22 protein-coding genes and 1 pseudogene are annotated in these 22,621 nt (G+C 37.7%); 8 read left to right on the top strand and 15 right to left on the bottom strand.

From position 1 onward, the window contains the following. Positions 1-3 precede the first annotated feature (3 nt). Both rfaF and rfaC read left to right on the top strand, forming a co-directional pair. A complete protein-coding gene (gene rfaF / locus GWJ05_RS01980) occupies positions 4-1,053 on the top strand; it encodes an ADP-heptose--LPS heptosyltransferase RfaF (protein ID WP_161681007.1) in 1,050 nt (349 codons plus the stop codon). Then, a complete protein-coding gene (gene rfaC, locus GWJ05_RS01975; protein WP_161681005.1) occupies positions 1,050-2,009 on the top strand; it encodes a lipopolysaccharide heptosyltransferase RfaC in 960 nt (319 codons plus the stop codon). Before rfaF ends, rfaC begins: the two co-directional genes overlap by 4 nt. A gap of 21 nt (positions 2,010-2,030) precedes the next feature. On the opposite strand, the gene GWJ05_RS01970 is transcribed toward rfaC, so the two are convergent. The 7 genes from GWJ05_RS01970 to rfaQ form a co-directional block, all read right to left on the bottom strand. After that, the gene (locus GWJ05_RS01970; protein ID WP_237585067.1) at positions 2,031-2,957 is read right to left on the bottom strand and encodes a glycosyltransferase family 9 protein; all 927 of its coding nucleotides are present in this window, start codon (positions 2,955-2,957) and stop codon (positions 2,031-2,033) included. A gap of 148 nt (positions 2,958-3,105) precedes the next feature. Then, positions 3,106-4,068 carry a polysaccharide deacetylase family protein gene (locus GWJ05_RS01965; RefSeq protein WP_161681001.1) on the bottom strand — a complete coding sequence of 321 codons (963 nt, stop codon included), beginning with the start codon at positions 4,066-4,068 and terminating at the stop codon, positions 3,106-3,108. Beyond that, positions 4,068-5,156 (bottom strand): glycosyltransferase, encoded by a 1,089-nt coding sequence (locus GWJ05_RS01960; RefSeq protein ID WP_161680999.1) that lies wholly within the window; start codon positions 5,154-5,156, stop codon positions 4,068-4,070. Before GWJ05_RS01960 ends, GWJ05_RS01965 begins: the two co-directional genes overlap by 1 nt. Next, positions 5,147-6,235, bottom strand: a complete 1,089-nt coding sequence (locus GWJ05_RS01955; RefSeq protein WP_161680997.1) for a glycosyltransferase family 9 protein — start codon at positions 6,233-6,235, stop codon at positions 5,147-5,149. The genes GWJ05_RS01960 and GWJ05_RS01955 overlap by 10 nt, the downstream gene beginning before the upstream one ends. Further along, on the bottom strand, positions 6,235-7,350 hold the full coding sequence (locus tag GWJ05_RS01950; RefSeq protein ID WP_161680995.1) for a glycosyltransferase: 1,116 nt from the start codon (positions 7,348-7,350) through the stop codon (positions 6,235-6,237). Before GWJ05_RS01950 ends, GWJ05_RS01955 begins: the two co-directional genes overlap by 1 nt. Then, positions 7,347-8,477: a glycosyltransferase family 4 protein gene (locus GWJ05_RS01945; protein ID WP_123822471.1), complete on the bottom strand. Its 1,131-nt coding sequence runs from the start codon at positions 8,475-8,477 to the stop codon at positions 7,347-7,349. Before GWJ05_RS01945 ends, GWJ05_RS01950 begins: the two co-directional genes overlap by 4 nt. Continuing rightward, positions 8,474-9,538 carry a putative lipopolysaccharide heptosyltransferase III gene (rfaQ, locus tag GWJ05_RS01940; protein WP_087803799.1) on the bottom strand — a complete coding sequence of 355 codons (1,065 nt, stop codon included), beginning with the start codon at positions 9,536-9,538 and terminating at the stop codon, positions 8,474-8,476. The genes GWJ05_RS01945 and rfaQ overlap by 4 nt, the downstream gene beginning before the upstream one ends. A gap of 201 nt (positions 9,539-9,739) precedes the next feature. On the opposite strand from rfaQ, the gene waaA reads away from it, so the two are divergent. The 3 genes from waaA to coaD are packed head-to-tail and all read left to right on the top strand — an operon-like array spanning position 9,740 to position 12,271. Then, positions 9,740-11,017: a lipid IV(A) 3-deoxy-D-manno-octulosonic acid transferase gene (waaA, locus tag GWJ05_RS01935; protein WP_161680994.1), complete on the top strand. Its 1,278-nt coding sequence runs from the start codon at positions 9,740-9,742 to the stop codon at positions 11,015-11,017. Beyond that, positions 11,017-11,796, top strand: coding sequence for a glycosyltransferase family 2 protein (locus GWJ05_RS01930; RefSeq protein ID WP_036933381.1), 780 nt, complete (start codon positions 11,017-11,019; stop codon positions 11,794-11,796). Before waaA ends, GWJ05_RS01930 begins: the two co-directional genes overlap by 1 nt. After that, entirely contained in the window at positions 11,786-12,271 is a 486-nt protein-coding gene (coaD, locus tag GWJ05_RS01925) for a pantetheine-phosphate adenylyltransferase (protein WP_036933382.1), read from the top strand. Before GWJ05_RS01930 ends, coaD begins: the two co-directional genes overlap by 11 nt. On the opposite strand, the gene mutM is transcribed toward coaD, so the two are convergent. Further along, the gene (gene mutM, locus GWJ05_RS01920) at positions 12,268-13,092 is read right to left on the bottom strand and encodes a bifunctional DNA-formamidopyrimidine glycosylase/DNA-(apurinic or apyrimidinic site) lyase (RefSeq protein ID WP_161680992.1); all 825 of its coding nucleotides are present in this window, start codon (positions 13,090-13,092) and stop codon (positions 12,268-12,270) included. The two genes, coaD and mutM, sit on opposite strands and share 4 nt — an antisense overlap. Before the next feature lie 99 nt (positions 13,093-13,191). On the opposite strand from mutM, the gene rfaL reads away from it, so the two are divergent. After that, entirely contained in the window at positions 13,192-14,451 is a 1,260-nt protein-coding gene (rfaL, locus tag GWJ05_RS01915; protein WP_161680990.1) for an O-antigen ligase RfaL, read from the top strand. Position 14,452: 1 nt separating this feature from the next. Here the strand turns inward: rfaL and GWJ05_RS01910 are convergent, their stop codons facing one another. The 7 genes and pseudogenes from GWJ05_RS01910 to radC form a co-directional block, all read right to left on the bottom strand. Beyond that, positions 14,453-15,622, bottom strand: coding sequence for a glycosyltransferase family 4 protein (locus tag GWJ05_RS01910; RefSeq protein WP_161681032.1), 1,170 nt, complete (start codon positions 15,620-15,622; stop codon positions 14,453-14,455). Beyond that, entirely contained in the window at positions 15,622-16,725 is a 1,104-nt protein-coding gene (locus tag GWJ05_RS01905; RefSeq protein ID WP_161680988.1) for a glycosyltransferase family 4 protein, read from the bottom strand. The genes GWJ05_RS01910 and GWJ05_RS01905 overlap by 1 nt, the downstream gene beginning before the upstream one ends. Further along, entirely contained in the window at positions 16,722-17,732 is a 1,011-nt protein-coding gene (locus tag GWJ05_RS01900) for a glycosyltransferase family 9 protein (protein ID WP_036933388.1), read from the bottom strand. Before GWJ05_RS01900 ends, GWJ05_RS01905 begins: the two co-directional genes overlap by 4 nt. 275 nt (positions 17,733-18,007) lie before the next feature. After that, on the bottom strand, positions 18,008-19,135 hold the full coding sequence (locus tag GWJ05_RS01895; RefSeq protein WP_103005209.1) for a glycosyltransferase family 4 protein: 1,128 nt from the start codon (positions 19,133-19,135) through the stop codon (positions 18,008-18,010). A gap of 148 nt (positions 19,136-19,283) precedes the next feature. Beyond that, on the bottom strand, positions 19,284-19,451 hold the full coding sequence (gene rpmG, locus GWJ05_RS01890; protein ID WP_006534250.1) for a 50S ribosomal protein L33: 168 nt from the start codon (positions 19,449-19,451) through the stop codon (positions 19,284-19,286). Between the two features lie 11 nt (positions 19,452-19,462). Beyond that, on the bottom strand, positions 19,463-19,699 hold the full coding sequence (gene rpmB / locus GWJ05_RS01885) for a 50S ribosomal protein L28 (RefSeq protein ID WP_036914542.1): 237 nt from the start codon (positions 19,697-19,699) through the stop codon (positions 19,463-19,465). Between the two features lie 247 nt (positions 19,700-19,946). Beyond that, positions 19,947-20,616 (bottom strand): annotated as a pseudogene (gene radC, locus GWJ05_RS01880) (RadC family protein). A 295-nt stretch (positions 20,617-20,911) separates the two neighbouring features. Between radC and coaBC the strand changes: the two are divergent. Beyond that, entirely contained in the window at positions 20,912-22,123 is a 1,212-nt protein-coding gene (gene coaBC, locus GWJ05_RS01875) for a bifunctional phosphopantothenoylcysteine decarboxylase/phosphopantothenate--cysteine ligase CoaBC (RefSeq protein WP_161680986.1), read from the top strand. Then, entirely contained in the window at positions 22,107-22,565 is a 459-nt protein-coding gene (dut, locus tag GWJ05_RS01870; RefSeq protein WP_036933392.1) for a dUTP diphosphatase, read from the top strand. Before coaBC ends, dut begins: the two co-directional genes overlap by 17 nt. Positions 22,566-22,621 lie beyond the last annotated feature (56 nt).

Raw genomic sequence — 22,621 nt, 5'->3', positions numbered from 1 at the left:
TTTATGAAAATCTTTGTGGTAGGGCCTTCATGGGTCGGGGATATGATGATGTCCCAAAGCCTTTATCGTACATTGAAAGCATTACATCCTGCGGCAACGATTGATGTGATGGCACCAGCGTGGTGCCGTCCATTATTAGAAAAAATGCCAGAGGTTGATAATGCAATCTCAATGCCATTAGGACATGGTGTGTTAGCCATTGGTGAACGTCGCCGTTTAGGAAAACAATTAAAAGAGAATGGTTATACTCACGCTTATGTATTACCAAACTCATTAAAATCAGCATTAGTGCCTTTCTTTGCCGATATTCCTAAACGCACAGGATGGCATGGAGAAATGCGCTATGGGCTATTAAATGATTTGCGCCCTTTAGACAAAGACGCATTTCCTTTAATGGTTGAACGCTATGTTGCCCTGGCTTATGACAAACAAAAGGTGCAAAAAGCGACTGATTTACCTCAACCTCTGTTATGGCCTAAGTTATCAGTTACTGAAAATGATATCTCTACCACATTGACCCAATTTGCATTATCTACCCAACGCCCTGCGATTGGTTTTTGCCCCGGTGCTGAATTTGGTCCTGCAAAACGTTGGCCTCATTATCATTATGCTACTTTAGCACAGAAACTGATTGAACTAAGTTATCAAATCTTCTTATTTGGCTCTCAAAAAGATAAAGAAGCTGGTGAAGAGATAAAACAAGCTTTAACGCCAGAAGCCCGTGAAGCCTGTTTTAATCTTGCAGGTGAAACCAGCCTTGAACAAGCGGTGAATTTGATTGCATCTTGTAAAGCTGTCGTCAGTAATGACTCTGGTTTAATGCATGTGGCGGCGGCATTAGAGCGCCCGTTAGTTGCCCTTTATGGCCCAAGTAGCCCTGACTTTACGCCACCATTATCCCATAAAGCACGCGTGATCCGTTTGATTACGGGCTATCACAAAGTACGTAAAGGGAATGCAGAACAAGGTTATCACCAAAGCTTAATAGATATTCAGCCAGAGAAGGTTTTTGCTGAATTAGAAAATTTACTGTCAACGGAGCCATCAGCGTGAAGCGGGTATTAATCGTTAAAACCTCTTCCATGGGCGATGTGTTACATACATTGCCAGCATTAACTGATGCAATAAATGCGTATCCTGATATCCGTTTTGACTGGGCAGTTGAAGAGGGTTTTGCACAAATTCCAAGCTGGCATCAAGCGGTTGATACCGTTATTCCTGTGGCGATACGTCGTTGGCGTAAAAATTGGTTTAGTGCGCCTATTCGTGCAGAGCGCGTGCAATTTCGTCGCGCTATTCAAGCCCATCATTATGATGCTGTTATTGATGCGCAAGGTTTACTGAAAAGTGCATTTTTAGTGACTCGATACGCCAAAGGCACTAAACACGGCTATTCTCGTCAATGTGCCCGAGAGCCTTTAGCCAGTTTCTTTTACGATATTCGTCACGATGTCAGTAGAAAAATGCATGCGGTTGAACGTATTCGCCAGCTATTTGCACTAAGCTTGGGTTATTCCATACCACAATCTCAAGGTGATTATGGCATTGCACAACATTTTCTCTCACTTCCCCCTTTTGATGAGCGTCCTTATCTGGTCTTCTTGCACGCAACAACACGTGATGAAAAACATTGGCCGGAGTCTCATTGGCGAGCGTTAATCGCCTTACTTGCCGATTCAAGATTGCGGATTAAATTACCTTGGGGTGCCGAACATGAGCATCAACGTGCAATACGTCTAGCAAAAGATTTTGACTACGTTGATGTGTTACCGAAGATGTCTCTAGCCCAAGTGGCTCAAGTGATTGCGGGCGCCAAAAGTGTCGTATCTGTAGATACAGGGTTAAGCCATTTAACGGCTGCATTAGATAAACCCAATATCACCTTATTTGGCCCTACCGATCCCGGCCTAATAGGCGGTTACGGTAAAGCCCAAACCTCTATAAAAGCAGAAGGTGGGGATATTAGGGAGATAAGTGCGCAACAAGTTATCAATATTCTCGATATTTAGTCTTATAAGCCCTAAAAGTTATTAGCCTTTTAGGGTTTTATTGACGGCATTAAAAACTTCATCAACAGCAATAAGCTCCATTGAATCGGGTATTCCCTTATCTGGACTAGGCTTTTTATTGATAATGGTATGTAAATGAAGATCCTGATAAGGCCCCGTCCATTTAGGGTTTGCTGTCGCAAATAAGCTTACTGTTGGGCATTGTAGTGTGATCGCCAAATGCAGAGGCCCAGTATCCCCAGTGACTAATACATCCATTATTTTTATTTGACTTAACAAATCAGGTAATGAAGTTTTACCTACTAGGTTTTCAATATTGTTATGATATTGCTCCGGCAACAATACAAAAAATGCTTCGGGTAATTCTAACTCTCTAGGTGAACCAATTAACTTAACCTGTAACGATGGGTCATTCTCAATAAGCTTTTGAGCTAACTCTACAAAGTATTTAATAGGCCATCTACGCTCTTGTGTTGATGCCCCCATCTGAAATCCAACAATATGATAATTTCCTTTATCTAATTGTTCTATTTTACAAGGAATTTCCATTCTTGTATCAGCACTATCTATTCCTAAATAACGAATAATATTAAGTTTACTTTGGATAACATGTCCAGATGCTGGTTTATGATCAGCAATAATCCATTTTCGAAACCACTCAGGAATGACGTCTGATGTATTACGCAAAATATATTGGGAGCCAGACATAACAGCAAATAGCACATCATAAGGAAGATGTGAATGTAGAATAATAGCTAATTCAGGTTTATATTTTTTTGCTTGTAACGCAATGGGAAGTAAATTTTTTATTTTATTATCCCAATAAACCACACTGTCTATTTGATCATAATTCTCAACTAATAACCTATTCTTCTCACTTGAAACCAAGGTGATATGTGCATCAGGATAGTGCGCTCGAATCGCTCTTATCGCGGGAGTATTAAACATAAAATCTCCTAGTGCTGTCGTGGAAAAAATAAGAATACTGTTAAATTGAATATCAGATGAAAATGTCTCTATTTTTTTCATCTTGCCAAAAAGTGGGTTATAAAAATTTAGAAAGTTATGTACCCATTTTAATTTCTTCAACTTCATCTTATTTTGCCTGCACCTTACTTTGATAATATTCAGCTAATGTCATTCCCTGTACTTTATCTGATAAGAAATTAAACAACGTTTCTAAGTCGTGATATAACCCTTCAATATCTTTTTCAGTACGAAATGTTGGGCTACCTCCCGGCATAAATTCAGATGAGTGCAACATAAATTCAATATGAGAATGACCTTGAGCCAAAGATTTTTCAGCAACATCAATCATCTGTTGAGCATTACCACCTTTAGGGCGAAGCCAATTCACAGAAGGCGCTCGTTGCTTACCTCTTAATTTATCGTAACCCTGCTTAAATTTATTCATTAAAGGCGAGTACTTATATTGAATACTCATTGGCACTTCTAGTAGCGAAGATTTTCCCGCTTTAGTGATATTCTGTAAGTCCATAAAATAAGCATGGCTTGGAAAATCAGTGTAATTTGTCCCACCTACTTGTGTTGGATCACCTTTAGTAAATCGCCAATCCACTTTAGGCGTGACAGAGCAATCAACTTGATAACCAAACTCAACCAAGAGTTGTGCATAAATCTCATTAAATGCCCAACGACCTGCACGATGACTTAACATTTTAGTTTGTAGTTTATCTTCAAGTAAGTGCGTCATTAATGCGATTTTTTCTCGCATTTGATCTTTGGGATATTCAATTAAATAAGGCTGATAACGTAAATCATCATCCGTTAAAGGTGTCAATGGTGGGCTATTCCATGCATGCAAGTGCATACCAATTTCACCGGTATTACGTGCAATAACATCACGGGCAAACTCAATATAAGCTTCATCCATAACCATTTCATAGTTTGTTAGCCAGACGGGTTTAAAATCGAAACGCTCACAAAGTTGCTGAAAACGGGGTAAAAAATGCGTATTTTGAGTGGTAATCTCACCCTCATTTTCCCAAAGATTATCGCCTTCGGTATCTAATGTGATAATAAATGCTGGTTTAGTCATTATATTTTATTACCCTTTATTTCAAAAAAATCCATCATATTTTTTATATATATATCACCATAAAATGGCTCAATAGATTTTTTTATTTCACAATGTTCAGGCAAATTTAATCTTTTATTGATAACATTATCTAATATCTTTAAGAATGATGATTCATCATCAACAGGGAATAATTGCCCATTTTTTCCATTAATAATATCAGAAGGCCCAGTTAAACAATCAGAGCTAATACAATAAATTCCATAAGATTGAGCTTCAATTAAAACCATAGGAAGCCCTTCATGGGTTGATGTTAATAAACAGGCGGTAACTTCTTTAATATTATTTAATACATAATCCCAAGCATTATTTTGCCAACCATGAAAGATTACTTTTTTATCAATGTTTAAATTTTTTGCAAGCAAAAGTAAATTAGCCCTATCTTTACCATCTCCAATTAGGTGTAATTCCCAGTTTCCTTCTAACTTACTTAATGAACAAAACATAAATTCAAGATTTTTACTTTCTTTAGATAATAATCGCCCGATATAGAGAAATCTTGCTTTATCTTGAGGGCGTGGGATCGTTTTATCCGTTCTATCCACAGGATTGTAAATTACATTAATACGAGACTCCGGTACATTCTTACTCAGTAAATATTTTTTATTGCCTGAACTAATTGGTATATGATATTGCGCATTTAATGTATAGATTGCTTTATATGCTGTCCACAGTGATGTATGTATCCAAGAAAAAACTGGAATATTTCTTAGTGAGAACTTAGATGCCAAATTAGCAATATAACACCCTATAACATCTGAACCAATGATAACATCTGGGTTCTTTTTTCTTAAAATTTTTGATAATTTATATGAAAATATAAACCTTCTTACTTTATGGTTTTTAATTTTACAATTAATAAATTTTACATTTAAATTTTCATACCAATTTTCATTAATACAAATATCTCGTTCCTTCAAAAGGATAATGGATAATTCCACTTGAGGATAAAAATCTTTTAATAAATTATTTAATTTATTAAAAACAACTTCCATACCACCTAAACCTTGTAACTCGATACCAACTATTGTTATCTTTTTTATTGACATAAATATTTACCTACAAGAATATCTAGTTTAGATTTAATTACATCTACTGATATCTCACTGACTTTACTGTCTATTTTATCTTGTGTTACTTGAATTGCCTTTTTATTATTCGGTGACCATTGATAATTATTTACATATAAACCATGATAATCATTGCCATATAATGCAAGTGTCGGTTTATCAAAAGTTGTAGCAACATGAACAATGGATGTATCTGGCGTTATCACTAAATCAGCATATTTTATAATTGCTGATGCACTAATAAAGCTCCCAATGGGATTACTCAAAATGTTTTCGAATTGCAGACTTTTTAAATCACTCTGCTTCCCAATAAAGATAATATTTACTTTATATTCCTTGAAATAAGAAATTATAAATAATAATTGTTCTCTTGATATATCTCTTTTTTTAGATGCAGAAAATGGATTGATTACTACCGTTTTTTTATACGGCAGATTATTAATAAAACTTTTTATCTTATCATCAACTACATAAGGGATCGTAATCTCATATTTAAGTTCACCAAAAGGCACATTAAGAACATTAAGCATTTTCTTATATCTTTCAATAATATGAGAACGATATTCATTATAATCTATATTTAAATTATAAACTTTAATACTTTTTTTATTAAAACCTACAGCATTCTTAGCATTAATTATTCTTATAAATAACAAATAAGATATTGGGAGTAACTCTCCCATATCAATAATTAAGTCGTAACTTTCTTTTCTTAATCTGAGTGCTAATTTTATGATAGAAAAAAAATTTTCTTCATATGTGTAATTTTTATTATATAAATCAGAGTACTCAATAACACAAAAATTATTATTTCCAGAAACGATATCTACAGAATACCCATTATTCTTTAGTTGCCTTAAAATTGATGTTGAAACAACCATGTCACCAATTTTATTATCATCTCTTAAAAAAAGTACTTTAGGATCTTTTTTTAAAGAAAAACTCTTACGATAAATAGAATCAATAAAAAACTTGGCAATCACAAATTTCACTCGCTTAAAAAAGTAATTTTTTTGTCTATTTAATCGCCTAAGCGTACTGAATTTTTTACTTCCCATTATTGGTGCGCTCTAATAACTATAAGTTCAATATACTGATCAATTACTTCATTAATATCAAATTTTTGGTACATTTTTGGTATGATTTTAGGTGGTGTAAAATAAACTAATCGCATCTTTTCTGCTAACGATGCTGCATTTAGTTCTGCTTTATAATTAGCAAGCTCACCTTCCATAATTTCACCGATACCACCGGGGCAATTGGTACTCACAATTGGTGTATTACAAATCAAAGATTCAACCAACACATTGCCTAAACCTTCGCTATCAGAGCTTAAAACAACCGCTTTTGCATCTTTAATAACAGCGAATGGGTTTGCTAAAAAACCAATTAAACTCACCTTATCTTCTAAATTAAGCTCTGCTATTTTATTTTTAATTTTAGTTGTCACTTCAGAAGAGCCTTGCCCTGCAATAAATAATCTACAAGGTAAATTCGCTAATGCAAATGCCTCTAACAACCTGTCATGTCGTTTAACTTCATGAAAACGACCGATATGCAATAAATAATCTTGCCCTTGATAAGAATTACTTTCTAAAGCCAGATTTCTGATTTCTTGAATATCAAACGGATTATAAATTGTTTTTAATTGTTGTGGTGATACTCCCACATTTTGGATCAAATCCTGCCCTGCCGCATTAGAAACCGTAATAATATTTTTCCCTTGATATACTTTTTGGATCTTTTTTTGTTTTAGCCAACGAGAAAAACCGGTTTTATTACCTAAATAAGATTGAGAAAATATACCATGAATGCAATACCACGTATTTTTATCTGCTAGCTCTTTAGATAAAGCAACAATCCTATCTGTCTTATGTAAATTCGAAACAACAAGAGATGGAATACCTTTACGTGCAAATAACGATTTTAGCGTATTATCCATTGATTTTGCCCGACGTTTCAGTTCAGTTTGTCGATGAAACAACCCACGGTAACTATCTGCATCAATCAATAACTCAATATTAGCGGGAATAGAATAATCACATTTTTCTGCTAAAGAGAGTAACGTAACGGTATAACCACGTTGGCTTAAACCATAACATAACCTTATAGTGACATTTTCAGCACCACCACCAGGTAATCCATCAATAATAAAAAGGATATGTTCCTTCATAAACTAAGAACCTTTTGGTAAAGCCCAATCAGTTGTTGAGATAAATGCTCTGGCGTATAAGGCAATATCTTATTTCGGGCAGCTTTAGACATTCTATTATCAAGATTATCGGCAGAAATTGTTTCTATTGCACTTACCATTGCCGAAATATCTAGTGCATCAGTGACAAAACCATTAACACCTTGCTCAATAAATTCAGAGCCACCGCAAGTATAACTAGTGATTACTGGTAAACCACATGCCATTGCTTCTAAAACAACATTAGGAAAAGGATCATATAAAGTAGGCAACAATAAACCATCTGCCATTTGATATAAAGGTAAGGTGTCTTTTTGCACACCTAAAAAATGAACTCGATCATGACTTTTTAATTGATAAGCAAGTTGCTGATATTTTTTCTGCTCTTTATCTTGCCCAACCACAATCAAATGTACACTTGTACAACTGATTGCTTCTATGGCCGCTTTTAAGCCTTTACGTTCAAACCCAGAGCCCACATAAATAAAACATTTTGCTTCAACAGGAATATGGTATTGCTGGCGTAATTGCTCACGATAAAGTGTTGTTGCTGGAAAAAATCGCTGATTATCAATCGCATTATAAATTACGCTAATGCGCTCACTTTCAATACCAAAGTCTTCCATCACTTCACGTTTTACCATCTCTGAATTACATATAACGCGTTTTAGTTCTGGTGAATGATACATCTCTTTTTCAGCCTTCATTACATAGCGGTGATAACAACTATTAAGCAATAATTGACTACGCAAAGGACTTAAAACACGCGAACGTTGTAATAACCAGCGGTGATGAACACCATCTCCTGCACGATAAATATCACATCCTGCAATACGTTCATGGCTTTGTACTAAATCGAACTTTTCTTTTTGCCAACACTGTCTTGCTGCTCGAGCAAAGCCTTTTTCACGGCTAATTCGTCCCCATTTCATTGGGTTGGCAATATGAATATGCCACTGAGGTTGTACTGCACCAATCCATGAACGCGTGATCACATTAAGTTCTACGGCTTGATTATCCAATGCCTCAAGTGCTCGAGAAACAAATCGTTCCGCCCCCCCATCAGGTCGGTATTTTTGACGCACTATAGCCAATCGGAATGAATTCATTTTAGTTGTCCCCTTGCGGCATTCAGTACATCTTCGACAGGTATTAAACTGAGATAACGCGTTTGTGTGTTGGTATTGACATCATCAGGATCAGGGAGTTCACCATAATTGCCTGCCCATAACACTTCGCCAATATGTTCCCATGGCGACCAATGAAATAGTTTTGATGGCCCAAAGAGTGCAATAAGAGGAGTTTTAAGTGCTGCGGCCATATGCATAGGAACGGAATCAACCCCAATAAATAAACGAGCATGATCAATTAACGCAGCAAGTTGAGGTAAAGAGAGTTGTCCTGATAATGAAACCACATTATTTGAAGTACACCCTTTAATTATAGTTTCAACCATCTCTTGCTCTCTTGGATCCGGGCCTGATGTTAAAACAATTTGGTGTCCATCTTGCTGTAAGGCATCGATTAATTCAGACCATTTATTTTCATCCCAACATTTAAAAAACCATCGAGATGTAGGTTGAATAACAATATAACTTCCTAATACTTTATGTCCTTTTAATTTTTCGGTAACAATATATTTATCTTGTTCACTGTACGCCATTGATACTTGAGTATCTATTTTAGGTAACTGTAGTGGCTGCAAGAGCGCTAAATTTTGCTCCACGATATGTTGAGTATAAACGGAATCTAAAGGGATCAAATGGGTAAAACATTTTTTCCAAAAAGGACTTTGACGTTTATAAATATCATATCCAACACGAATTTTAGCCCCCGTAAAACGCGTTATTATTGCACTATTCCATTGATCAGCTAAGTTTATAACGACATCATATTGTTGATTTTTCAAGTCGGTTATTAACTTCCATTCATGACGTAACCTTGCCAGCTTCCCTTCATTTTTCCATGCTTTGTCTAGTACAAAGATATGATGAATAGAGGAAAAATGCTCAATCATTGGCTTCGTTTCTTTATTGATTAAGATATCAACTTCAGCATTTGGAAAGTTAGCTTTTAATGTATTAATAACAGGGGTAATCAACAAAGTATCACCATGATGTCGTAACTTAATAATAAGAACCCTTTGTATTAACTTCATTTTTTCACTCATAACATTCCAAATGTACTTGAATAATTAGCAATGTGATTTGATTATAAAAAAAATTTTATCAAGTTTCCTGAATAAAGCCTGTTAAAATTAATAAAAAAGCATTATACCGCGTTGTTTAATACCATAACGTTTGTTTTTACACACTTTCTACTACACAGTATGATACTATAAGCGTTCGTCCAGATAAGTGAATTTGATAGCATGTTGTTGCGTTTATATCAGGTACTTCTTTACCTTATTCAACCTCTGATTTGGTTACGTCTTTTACTACGTAGCCGTAAAGCACCCGCCTACCGCAAACGGTGGGGAGAGCGCTATGGCTTTTGCAAAGGCAAAGTTGTGCCTCAAGGGATATTATTACATTCCGTTTCTGTCGGTGAAACACTCGCCGCCGTGCCACTTGTTCGCGCCCTTCGTCATCACTATCCCGATTTGCCTATCACTGTCACTACCATGACTCCGACAGGCTCAGAACGTGTACGCTCTGCGTTTGGTGATGATGTTTACCATGTCTATCTTCCTTATGATTTACCCGGTTCAGTTAATCGTTTTCTTAAAACGGTTGATCCCAAATTGGTTATCATTATGGAAACCGAATTGTGGCCTAATCTAATTTCAAAACTACATCAACGAAAAATCCCGTTAATTATCGCCAATGCCCGTTTATCAGAACGCTCAGCTACTGGTTATCAGAAATTAGGTAGTTTTGTCAAAACGATGCTCCAAAAAATCACCTTAATTGCCGCTCAAAACCAAGAAGATGGTGAGCGTTTTATCGAATTAGGACTCAAACGTTCACATTTGCATGTGACAGGTAGCCTAAAATTTGATATTTCGGTTACCCCTGAATTAGCGGCAAGAGCTGTTGCTTTACGCCGTCAATGGGCTGCTCATCGTCCAGTTTGGATCGCAACAAGTACCCATGAAGGTGAAGAAACCATTATTTTAGAGACACATAAAAAGCTACTGACACAATTTCCACAACTTCTGTTAATTTTAGTACCTCGACACCCAGAGCGTTTTCCTAAAGCCGAACAACTAACACGCGAAGCAGGGTTAAAATATACCTTACGAAGTACTGATACTGTGCCTAATGCACAAACTCAAGTGGTTATTGGTGATACCATGGGTGAACTTATGTTGCTCTATGGCATTGCAGATCTGGCCTTTGTTGGAGGAAGTTTAGTCGAGCGTGGTGGTCATAATCCTTTAGAAGCCGCAGCACATGCGATCCCAGTGATCATGGGGCCTTATACTTTTAATTTTAAAAATATCTGTGCCAAGCTTGATCAAGCTGAAGGGTTAATTACGGTTACAAACAGTGAATCGATGGCAACAGCTATTGCCTCATTGCTTAATGATGAAGATTATCGCCGTTACTATGGTCGCCATGCTGTTGAAGTGCTTCATGAAAACCAAGGAGCATTACTGCGTTTACTTACCTTACTTTCACCTTATCTTCCCCCTCGGAGTCACTAATGAGCCAGAGTAAGCGCCTTTCTGTGGTGATGATCAGTAAAAATGTCGCTGATGTCATTGGTGAATGCTTAGACACTGTACAATGGGCGGATGAAATTATTGTATTGGATTCAGGGAGTCAAGATGACACCTGTCGTATTGCAACAGAAAAAGGAGCGAAAGTCTTTGTAAACAGCGAGTGGCCAGGATTTGGTAAACAGCGCCAATTAGCACAACAATATGCCACGGGTGATTATATTTTTATGATCGATAGTGACGAACGTGTCACTGTTGAGTTAAAAACCAGTATCCTTGCGATATTACAACAACCTGAAGAAAATGTGGTTTATAACTGTGCTCGCCGTAACTTGTTTATGGGCCGATTTATGAAACACAGTGGTTGGTATCCCGATAAAGTCACGCGTTTATACGATCGAAAACGTTATCAATATAACAATAATTTGGTTCATGAATCGTTAGAAACGCAAGGCGCAACAGTTAAAACGTTGCAAGGTGATCTGTTACATCTTACCTGCCGTGATCTCATGGAGTTTCAGCAAAAACAGCTAAAATATGCTACCGAGTGGGCAAAAGAGCGCTATCAACAAGGTAAAACAACCCGTTACTGTTCTATCTTAAGCCATACATTAGGCGCTTTTTTTAAAACTTGGTTATTACGAATGGGCATTTTAGACGGGAAACAAGGATTAATACTGGCATTGGTTAATGCACAGTATACCTTTAATAAATACGCCTCTTTATGGGAACTCAGCCAGAAGACTGTAAATCATGAAAAATAAAGCTATCTACCCCGGAACATTCGATCCCATCACTTATGGACATATCGATATTTTAACCCGCGCTGCGGGTATGTTTGATACGGTTTTATTAGCGATTGCTGATAGTGCCCGTAAAAACCCAATGTTTACCTTAGAAGAACGGGTGAATTTAGCCCAAGATGTTACTCATCATTTACCTAATGTCGAAGTCGTTGGCTTTAGTGAATTAATGGCTAACTTTGCTAAAAAACAACAAGCCACGATCCTAATTCGCGGTGTTCGTAGTGTTTCTGATTTTGAATATGAATGGCAACTGGCGAACATGAACCGTCACTTTGCACCCGATCTCGACAGTGTGTTTTTACTGCCATCTCAAAACCTTTCATTTGTCTCTTCCTCTTTAATTAAAGATGTGGCACGCCATGACGGTGATGTCTCTACTTTCTTACCTGATGTCGTCACCACCGCAATGCTAAAAAAACTAGGCAAAATTTAGCACTCATTGTCGCCATGTTGGCAATGTCGGCAGAAAAATGTGCTACGTTGCCCTTGCTTAATACTTTCAATCGGTTGTCCACAAATCAAACAAGGCTTATCTTTACGCCCATAAACAAAGAGCTCTTGCGCAAAATAACCGGGCTTACCGTCTGATTGCAGAAAATCTTTAAGTGTTGTACCACCTTGCTCAATTGAGCGAGTTAGCACCCGTTTAATCGCGGTTACCAGCACAGCACACTCTTCAAGTGTTAAGCTATTGGCTTTTCTATCAGGCATAATACCCGATGAAAATAGCGCTTCGTTAGCATAAATATTGCCGACACCAACAACTAGCTTATTGTCCATTAACCAAGGCTTGATGGCTGTTTTTTTATTTTTGCACTGTTGATAGAGATATTCCGTATTAAATTCATCAGATAGCGGTTCTGGCCCTAAGTGGGCTAATACAGAGCTTGTGGCTAAATCTTCACACCATAGCCAAGCACCAAAGCGTCGCGGATCGGTATAGCGCAGAACTTTGCCATCTCGGAAAATTAAATCGATATGATCATGTTTCTCTTCAGGCTGTTCCTCTAATAAAATACGCACACTTCCCGACATCCCCAAATGGATTATGATCCACCCAGTATTAAGCTCTATTAACAGATACTTAGCGCGACGTTTCACACTTAAAATAGGCTCATTCAATAAGGTTTTTATTTTTTCAGAGACCGGCCAGCGTAATTTGCTATTACGCACAATAGCATAGTGCAACACATTGCCTACAAGATGAGGTTCAATACCTCGGCGACTGGTTTCAACTTCCGGTAATTCAGGCACAGGTGGCTCCATGATTATCAGATAAGAGATACAGCGATAACATCATTTTTATTGTATGATCAGCTTCCCTAAAAGCATAAAGGACGATAGCAGATTATTATGATGGTGTTTAAAAACTGTAGTAAAAAATCCCTTTGGAATTTATCCATTGTTGGGCTTTACATTATATTGATCTACTTACCAGATATCACCCGTTATAAAAATATTGTAATGGGATTGATTGGTGCAACAGCACTGTGGTATCTGATACGTGACTTTAAGGCTATCTGTAAGATATTTAAAAATAATCTGTCATTCTCGTTGCTATTTTTATTGCTGGTAATTGGTTATTCCATCGTGATTTCTGTCGAGCCCAGCATCAGTATAAAAGAGATTAATAAGCCCATACTCAATGGCTTACTGCTTTTTGCCGTGACCTTTCCGATTGTGCTGTATAAAGAGAAACCTACTGATATTGCCAAGATGGTGATGGTGGCTTTTGCGATTGGGTTGTTGGTAATTATGGTTAAGGAGTTAGTGCAGTATTATTTTGAGTATCAAAAAAACCCTTGGTTATTTACAATAAAAAATCAGTTAAATCATAGAGAAACATCCTATTCATTGCTTTTTTTCTTTCCTATTATATTAATACTTTGGACATTAAAAAAAAGTAATTCTGCTATTAATTGGCTTTTATTAACCATTATTAGCCTATCATTTACTTTTATTATGTTAGGGACATTAGCGCGAGGTGCATGGATCGCATTATCAATTAGCGCATTGTTTACTTTAATTATTAACCGTCAATGGCTACTTATGATAATAAGTGTATTGATCTGTACGTTATTATTTGTAAGTGCAACAAAATTACCTATAAATCCAGTCGTAAGTAAATTACTTCAACATAAATTAACTCAAACTAATAGTGGATTACGTTTTGATAACGGTACTCAAGGCTCAGCTTTAGATCTTATTTTAGAACAACCAATTAAAGGTTATGGCTATGGCAATCAGGTTTACCATAACATCTATAATGAGCGTATTAAAGAGCATAAAAACTGGGTATTTAAAAAATCCATTGGTCCTCATAATATCTTTTTAGCTTTCTGGTTTGCGGGCGGTATTTTGGGGCTATTTGGTATTCTTTATTTCTGCTCTTCGATTATTGTCCAAGGTATCCAGCTAATAAGAAAAAATCATGGGATTATTCGCCAAGCCTCTCTTGTATTACTGATGTCATTTTTAGGGGTCTATGTATTGAGAGGGTTATTTGAAAATGCGTATATTAATCAAGTGGGTATTTTAGTGGGATTAATGTTGGCATTGCGTCATGCTTTACGTAATAATCCATCAGCAACACCGCCAGATAAACAACAATAACTTATTGAATTAACGTCTCTATTGTTTTTAGAATAACCTCAGCCCGTTTATCCCAGTTGTAATAATTTTCAACAAGAGAACGGGCATGAGTTGTTTTTTCACTTGCCCGTTGCGGGTTATCTCTTAACTGTATTATCTGCTTTGCAAAACTTTGTGCATCACCACTATCTGCAAAACTTACCGCTCTTTCATCTACCACATCACGAATTGAGGGAAAATCTGAAATCACCACAGGCTTTTCCATAGCCATATATTCAAATAACTTGAGTGGTGAAGTATAACGGCTTCCAATGCTGGTTAACGTAAGCGGGAGTACACAGATATCGTGCTGAGCAATCGTATTAAAGCGTTTTTTGGGATCAATAAATCCCAAAAAATTGACCTTGTCTTTTACGTCCATTTCTTGAGCTAATAAGGTTAATCCACCAATCTGCTCCGGTGTTCCCCCTGCGATATTCAACCGTGCGTTATCCAGGTATTTCATTGCTCGCATCATGGTAGGGATCCCTTTCCATTTATGCAAACTGCCTAAATAGAGCACTTCCGTAATAGTTTTATTTACTGTAGAAGGCGCTATCTGATGATCAGCTACAGCATGTAAATCTACGCCATCAGGAACCACTGTTATTGGTGTAGAAACTTGATATTGCGAAACAATATCATCTCTTAATAATGAAGTAAGAACAAATATGCCTGTCGCTCGGCTGTAAACGAGTTTCTCCATTTTTAATAGTTTATGATATTTTGCACGATTCTTTTTTTTCTCAAATGAATGAGACTCTGCAAAAGATTGAGCGAAAATTTCATGACTTTCAAAAAAGAGAGGAATTTCTGGATGATTTTCACAAAGATAACACGCGAGTTTTAAGTTACGGGTAAATAAAGCATCAATATTATTTTGCTTTATCCAGCGAGCTATCTGTAATGAGAAAAGTTTTTGTGAATTAAATGGAAAATACCATTTACGACGAATATCTCTTAAAGCAACTAGGCTAGCATTAACATGTATTGAACGACCTAATATATCGCTATCTCGATATTGTCCTTTGGGTGTGACTAATGTCACTTGAGCGCCAGCTCGGGCAAATGCATCTACATTTTGCAATATTTGCAATGAAGCCACACGTAAATCAGGAACCGGATAAGGATCAAGATAGGCAATTTTCATTATTATGACGCCAATGCCTGTAATAAACGTTGCGCAGAATGTTGCCAAGTATAACGTGATTTTATACGCAGGCGTGCCTTCTCTCCCATGCTTTTACCTCTATCCGATAATGTACGAAGATGATTAATTGCCATCACAATTTCATCGGCATTTCCCGGTGCCACCAGTAATCCAGCAGAGCCTTCATTACCCACCACTTCAGGAATTCCCCCAATATGACTAGCAATGACAGGTTTTGCACACGCCATCGCTTCTGCAATCGTAATACCGAAGGCTTCATCTCCTGTACTCGGAAAAATACCCGCATCACTGGCTGCATAAAATTCCGGTAATGTATTATGTTCAACGGGGGGGTGGAAAATCACTTGTTCAGCAATACCTTTGGCTGTCGCTTTGCTTTTCAATCGCTCAAGATCATCGCCGGCACCGATAATGAGCAATTTAACATCTTCACCTTTTAGCTTTTCAATGGCATCGATAGCCACACTTAAGCCTTTCCAACCCACTAACCGGCCAGCAAATGAAAGTAAAAAAGTAGACTCATTAATTCCTAATTGCTCACGCAACGACGTGGTCATAGGTCTAAATTTTTCAATATCCACACCATTATAAATCACACTAGGAAACTGCTTAAAATGGTGTTGGATTTGCCAAGCATTAAAGTGGCTACATGCAACCCATGCTGAAATTTTTTTACCTAATCTGCGATCGCCTTTAAAAAAACTGGTTCCTCCACTCATATAGCAAAAACGCGTTGAGGATGATTTAGGCATCATAGAAGGCCAAAAAAAATCAAATGGTTTTGTTAAAATCACCCAATCAAAATGTTGGCTGATCACCTCTTTTTTCGCATGTCGTGCAAAAGTATAACGCTCAACAATACGACGAAAACGCCCACCAAGATCAATCACGTTATCTCTTGGTGTATAAGGGTAAGTGTGAACCTGTATTTGGCGTCCTGCCAGATTGTGTCGGATATCACCATTGCCACCATAAAGATGAACTTCATGCCCAGCATCATGCAACTGCTTAGCCAGTTCCCAAACCGCTGTTTGGATCCCGCCATAAGACATGGTGATTGTGACATCAATTATACCGATCTTCATGGATTACTTTTCACCTTCATTCCATTAATGATATTACGCACTGCATTCCACACTTCTTCGACTGATATGTCAGCCATATTGTCTTCACGACGCGCATTTTCCAACGAGGTTGGATGTTGGATAACCTGACAACAAGAATGTTGTAATGGCGCTAAATAGCACCCAGGGTGATAGCTATGGTATAACGCTACCATTGGGATATCTAAAGCCCCTGCTAAATGTGTGGGTCCTGTATCTACCCCAACATAAAGCGATAAATTTGCCATAATTGCCGCATTTTGTCGCATTGAAACTCGACCAGCTAAGGCTAAACAGCGCTCTTCACCCATTTTTTTAGCTAAATCAATGGAAAGTTGTTCACTTTCTTTACTACCTAATAGCAAGAAATACGTACTCGCGTCATGGGTAATAATCTGCTTTGCTAATTGCAGAAAGTTATCCACAGGCCAATCTCTATAGGCTTTAGCTGGAAAACTTTGTAATTGAAAACCAATAATATTCTTATTAATTAATGAATTATCTATTAAAAACTGTTGTGCAAAATCCGCTTCTTCATCACTGATAAAGTAGCGTAACTGCCAACAACTCGGATAAATCCCTAATGCATTAATTAATAAGGCACGTTCTTTCTGTGCCACCATTAGTTTTTTAGGGCGTTCAACCCAAGTCACATCATTTTGCTGTTGTGACTTATTATCAGCAAAAGCCACTGTATGGTGAGATTGACGACGAGCATAACTCACCAGCGCACTATCATTGCCATATACTAGTGCTAAATCATAAGGTTTATGGGGTAACCAACCCGCCCAAACGGCTCTTTTTTTAGAAAAATGTCTAATACAATCAATATCGGGATTATGCTCAAGAATGCATGCGCTACGTTTATGTGCAAGCACATGAATATGAGCATTAGGCCAGCGCTGTTTTAATGCATGGATAACCGGCGTGATAAGTAATGTATCACCGAAACGGGCTATCGCTATAACCAATATATTATTTGGATCCATATGCTTTTTATTTAGCTTAAATGATACCTTTACTTCTCAGACTATACACTAAAAAGTATTACAAATATTCATCAATGGAATGAATACACTCAGTTGATAATAGATACTTTAAATCAATTCAAGGTGTAGCTCGGCAACATGTGGATCTATTCCTTAAAAAGATCTGGGCGCAGACATAAGTATATGACTTGCGCGAATAAACGTAGTCGGCAACGCTATCACTTCAAGTATGACAAGTAGAAATAATCGTTTCTTAACTTTATTATCAACATTAATCATACTGATTTATTTTTATCATTAATTGCCTGAATAAAGATCTTTTCCATTTTATCTAGCATATTATCTAAGCCAAATCGTAAAACAGCATGTTCAAGCGCAGCTTTCCCCATCTGCTCACGTAATTGTTCTGAACCCATTAATTTAGCTAAATAACTCGTCAGTATCTCTTGTTCCTGAGGAGGCAAAGTAAAACCCGTTTTACTATCAATCACAGCTTCACTAATCGCACCCACTGTTGTAGAAACAACAGGTAAACCACAGGCCATTGCTTGCATAATACCTTGAGGTACACCTTCGTTACCAAAAGAAGGTAATGCAAATAAATCCATCGCATTTAAACAATCAGGCACATCATCACGATTACCTAAAAAGAAAATACTTTGCGCTAATCCTGCCTTTTTAACCATCGGCTCTAAATTTTTACGCTGAGGTCCATCACCGACAAAAATTAATTGCCAATCGGGAAACTGCTGGTGTAACGATTTCCATGCTTCAACTAAATATTTATGTCCTTTCCATACTCGCATAGTCGCCACTATCCCTAACGTTGGTTTATTAGGGATACCTATTTTCTCTCTGGCATGCTGTTTATCCTGTGGAAAGAAACGTTGTAAATCAATACCAGTAGGTACGGATGTCATCTTTTCCAATGGAAATCGATTATGTTCATGCAATGTATAACGTAATTTCTCACCTGTTGTTACAATATGAGCACTAGATGAAAGATAAAGCCAGCGAGTGGGCAGTGAACGAGAAACATCGGTAGAAACATGTCGAGTACGGACAATAACCGGTGAATGGCGCAATGTGGCACAAGAAACAGCCACTAGCCATGCATCGGTAGAACTGTGGGTATTAATAACATCAAATTGGTGATGATGTAATTTCAGCCATTGACGAAGTGCTTTTAATGCAGAGGCACGTTTTTTTTCAACAGGTAATGTAAAAACCTCAATACCATAATCAGGTGCGGCTTTAGCAATTTTAGAGGTGGGACAACACACAAGTGCAACTTTATGTCCTCTACGGATCATGCCTTGAGCTTCTGTCAGTATACGAATTTCCTGACCACCCCACCCACAAGATGATTCTGTATGTAATATTGATAGCACTGACTTACTCATCCGCAATCCATTCACCTGATGATTCAAAAGAACTATAGTATAACTAAAGAGTAAACGAAGATCACAATAGCTTTACTTTGTTATACTTAGCAAACCTCATATAACAAAAAACCCGACACAAAGGTCGGGTTTTTTAAGAAAACTGAAATTATTTAATTTTAGCTTCTTTATAAAGCACATGTTGACGAACAACTGGATCGAATTTTTTCATTTCCAGTTTTTCTGGCATAGTGCGTTTGTTCTTCGTAGTGGTATAGAAGTGACCTGTACCAGCAGAAGAGACGAGTTTAATTTTCTCGCGAATACCTTTAGCCATTTTTCAGCTCCTTAGAACTTCTCACCACGGGCACGTAAATCTGCTAATACAGATTCGATGCCTTTCTTATCAATCACACGCATACCTTTAGCAGATACACGTAGAGTTACGAAACGTTTCTCAGACTCAACCCAGAAACGGTGAGAGTGCAGGTTTGGCAGAAAACGGCGTTTAGTCGCGTTTAATGCGTGAGAGCGGTTGTTTCCACTCACAGGACGCTTGCCGGTAACTTGGCAGACTCGGGACATGTCTATTCTCCAAAAATCTAATCAGCTCGAGCTTTAGTATCAGGTTTGACCGCCTCGTCAGGCTTTGGAGCCCATCTCAGCAACTTTTAACGATTGAAAAACTGTGTTAACACCTCAGAAAAAACTTGCTGAGATAGGCTCTTCTCGCCAAACCCAAGATCCTCAAAGGTGGCGTAGTATACGCCCAATGGCCTCAACGCTCAAGACCCGTACAAATAAAGATTGACAATAATTACAAAAATATTTGCTACAACCAACCACGCTCTGCAAAAGAAACACAGTTATCATGCCCTATTACAAGGTGATCGAGTACTTTTACGCCTACTAACTGACAAGCTGTAAAAATTTTTTCAGTTAATTGTATCGGCAAGGCTCGGTTCACAAATACCAGAAGGGTGATTATGAGCAAGAATAATAGATGTTGCATTCTTTTTTATTGATTGGCGAACAATTTCTCTAGGATGAACTTCGACTCGATTAATTGTACCTTTAAACATTTCATCAAAAGCAATCAATTGATTTTGATTATCAAGAAAAAGCACCACAAACACTTCTCGGTCTCGCCAATGCAGTAATTTTTGTAAGTAATGCTTTGTATCTTCAGAGGAAGATAGCACATTTCTATACATAAATTGTGTTGTGGAAAAGCGTTGCGCCATTTCATTAATTGCTTGTAGCTGGGTAAATTTACCGATCCCTACACCTTTAAAACGCCCTAACGTTTCATAATCAGCATTTAGAACATGATACAGAGAACCACACTCTTTTAGTAAAAAAGCCGCCAACTCTAATACTGATTTTTCATAGGTTCCTGTACGTAAAAAAAGCGCAAGCAACTCAATATCAGAGAGGGATCCCACGCCATAAAGCAACAATTTTTCTCTAGGTAAAAGCTCACTAACCGATTGATTTTCCATCCTTGGGCTCCTTATTGAGTAAAGGTTATAAAGTTAGTCATTGATTTTATTTATATTAATCACATTATTATTTTTCATTACTCTTCATAAAATGCCAATCATAAAACAACTGTTGTTTTATACAGTTCATTTACTATAAACTGCTTATATTGTATGAAAAAGACACCAACCAAAATTGTGCGAGATAACCCACAAAAATTTAATCAATAAAACATGAAGTTACATAGAATTCCGAATTCACGGATACCTTGTGGTAAAATTGCGGACAATTATTTATGTACTTAGGCATTTCATCATGACTACACTTCACAACAAAAAGATTATTCTTGGTATTAGTGGTGGTATTGCGGCCTATAAAGCACCTGAACTTGTTCGCCGTTTACGTGATAAAGGTGCTATTGTCCGTGTTGTAATGACACCCGCGGCACATGCTTTTGTCACACCATTATCATTACAAGCGGTTTCTGGCTTTCCTGTTGCAGATGACCTACTTGATCCCGTAGCAGAAGCAGCAATGGGACATATTGAATTAGGCAAATGGGCTGACTTCATTCTGCTAGCACCCGCGACAGCTGATCTTATTGCTCGTTTACGCGTCGGGATGGCAAATGATTTACTCACCACTCTCTGTTTAGCGAGTAGTGCCCCTATTGCTATTGCACCAGCAATGAATCAACAAATGTATAGAGCCACGATCACACAAGAAAATGTATCTACTTTAGAACAACGAGGCTACTTAATTTGGGGACCCGATTCTGGTAGCCAAGCTTGTGGTGATGTAGGGCCTGGGCGAATGTTAGATCCTTTAGAGCTTGTCTCTTTAGCTGAAAAACAACTTGCTTTACAACCACAAGACTTTGCAGGTAAAAAGATCACGATAACAGCAGGACCAACGCGTGAAGCATTAGATCCCGTACGTTTTATCAGTAATCATAGCTCTGGAAAAATGGGCTTTGCAATTGCACAAGCTGCTGCATTACGTGGTGCTGATGTCACTCTTATCGCAGGCCCTGTCACATTACCGACACCCGTTTGTGTTAAACGTATTGACGTTGAAAGCGCACAAGAAATGTATGAACAAGTGATGACGCTCGCGCCTTCACAAGATATTTTTATTGGTTGTGCGGCTGTTGCAGATTATCGCGCTAAACTTGTCGCCACTGAAAAAATAAAAAAACAAGGTGATGAAGTCACCATCACTATGGTAAAAAACCCCGACATTGTCGCCAGTGTTGGAAAAATGATTGAGCACCGCCCTTTTGTTGTTGGATTTGCAGCCGAAACCCAGAATGTGGAAGAATATGCCCGCAAAAAACGAGAACAGAAACAGCTCGATTTAATCTGTGCCAATGATGTTTCATTAGAAAATCAAGGCTTTAACAGTGACAATAATGCATTACACCTTATTTGGGCTAATGGAGAAACGCGTTTACCACACAGTAGTAAAGCACAACTTAGCCATCGCCTACTTGATGAGATAGCCAAACACTATGATGAAAAAAATTGATGTTAAAATTCTTGATGCTCGTATTGGTCAAGAATATCCACTTCCTGCTTATGCCACAACAGGCTCTGCTGGTTTAGATTTACGTGCTTGCCTTGATGCACCATTGATCCTTGAACCGGGGCAAACTGAATTATTACCGACAGGTCTTGCTGTACATATTGCCGATGAAGGTTTAGCAGCAATGGTGCTTCCTCGTTCAGGCTTAGGCCATAAACACGGTGTTGTATTAGGTAATTTAGTGGGATTGATTGATTCTGACTATCAAGGCCAACTGATGGTATCAGTTTGGAATCGTGGCCAAAAAGCGTTTACTATTGAACCCGGTGAGCGCATTGCTCAGATGATTATCGTGCCCGTTGTTCAAGCTGAATTTAATATTGTTGAAGATTTTACCGCAACGGAACGCGGTAGTGGTGGTTTTGGTCATTCCGGCCGCCAATAATAACGACGTCTTGCATTAATTATTTCAATGACGATATCACTCCCTTTGCACTGAAA

It is taken from the genome of Proteus sp. G2626 (assembly GCF_009915985.1).
Classification (GTDB): domain Bacteria; phylum Pseudomonadota; class Gammaproteobacteria; order Enterobacterales; family Enterobacteriaceae; genus Proteus; species Proteus vulgaris.
The sequence above is the reverse complement of the archived record's forward strand: the minus strand, read 5'-3'. Positions and strand labels throughout refer to the sequence as shown.

What these genes read in the sequence shown, in the direction of transcription:
- rfaF (WP_161681007.1), top strand. Translation starts at nt 4, where the DNA reads ATGAAAATCTTTGTGGTAGGGCCTTCATGGGTCGGGGATATGATGATG.
- GWJ05_RS01970 (WP_237585067.1), bottom strand. Translation starts at nt 2,957, where the DNA reads ATGTTTAATACTCCCGCGATAAGAGCGATTCGAGCGCACTATCCTGAT.
- GWJ05_RS01965 (WP_161681001.1), bottom strand. Translation starts at nt 4,068, where the DNA reads ATGACTAAACCAGCATTTATTATCACATTAGATACCGAAGGCGATAAT.
- GWJ05_RS01960 (WP_161680999.1), bottom strand. Translation starts at nt 5,156, where the DNA reads ATGTCAATAAAAAAGATAACAATAGTTGGTATCGAGTTACAAGGTTTA.
- GWJ05_RS01955 (WP_161680997.1), bottom strand. Translation starts at nt 6,235, where the DNA reads ATGGGAAGTAAAAAATTCAGTACGCTTAGGCGATTAAATAGACAAAAA.
- GWJ05_RS01950 (WP_161680995.1), bottom strand. Translation starts at nt 7,350, where the DNA reads ATGAAGGAACATATCCTTTTTATTATTGATGGATTACCTGGTGGTGGT.
- GWJ05_RS01945 (WP_123822471.1), bottom strand. Translation starts at nt 8,477, where the DNA reads ATGAATTCATTCCGATTGGCTATAGTGCGTCAAAAATACCGACCTGAT.
- rfaQ (WP_087803799.1), bottom strand. Translation starts at nt 9,538, where the DNA reads ATGAGTGAAAAAATGAAGTTAATACAAAGGGTTCTTATTATTAAGTTA.
- waaA (WP_161680994.1), top strand. Translation starts at nt 9,740, where the DNA reads ATGTTGTTGCGTTTATATCAGGTACTTCTTTACCTTATTCAACCTCTG.
- GWJ05_RS01930 (WP_036933381.1), top strand. Translation starts at nt 11,017, where the DNA reads ATGAGCCAGAGTAAGCGCCTTTCTGTGGTGATGATCAGTAAAAATGTC.
- coaD (WP_036933382.1), top strand. Translation starts at nt 11,786, where the DNA reads ATGAAAAATAAAGCTATCTACCCCGGAACATTCGATCCCATCACTTAT.
- rfaL (WP_161680990.1), top strand. Translation starts at nt 13,192, where the DNA reads ATGATGGTGTTTAAAAACTGTAGTAAAAAATCCCTTTGGAATTTATCC.
- GWJ05_RS01905 (WP_161680988.1), bottom strand. Translation starts at nt 16,725, where the DNA reads ATGAAGATCGGTATAATTGATGTCACAATCACCATGTCTTATGGCGGG.
- GWJ05_RS01900 (WP_036933388.1), bottom strand. Translation starts at nt 17,732, where the DNA reads ATGGATCCAAATAATATATTGGTTATAGCGATAGCCCGTTTCGGTGAT.
- GWJ05_RS01895 (WP_103005209.1), bottom strand. Translation starts at nt 19,135, where the DNA reads ATGAGTAAGTCAGTGCTATCAATATTACATACAGAATCATCTTGTGGG.
- rpmG (WP_006534250.1), bottom strand. Translation starts at nt 19,451, where the DNA reads ATGGCTAAAGGTATTCGCGAGAAAATTAAACTCGTCTCTTCTGCTGGT.
- rpmB (WP_036914542.1), bottom strand. Translation starts at nt 19,699, where the DNA reads ATGTCCCGAGTCTGCCAAGTTACCGGCAAGCGTCCTGTGAGTGGAAAC.
- coaBC (WP_161680986.1), top strand. Translation starts at nt 20,912, where the DNA reads ATGACTACACTTCACAACAAAAAGATTATTCTTGGTATTAGTGGTGGT.
- dut (WP_036933392.1), top strand. Translation starts at nt 22,107, where the DNA reads ATGATGAAAAAAATTGATGTTAAAATTCTTGATGCTCGTATTGGTCAA.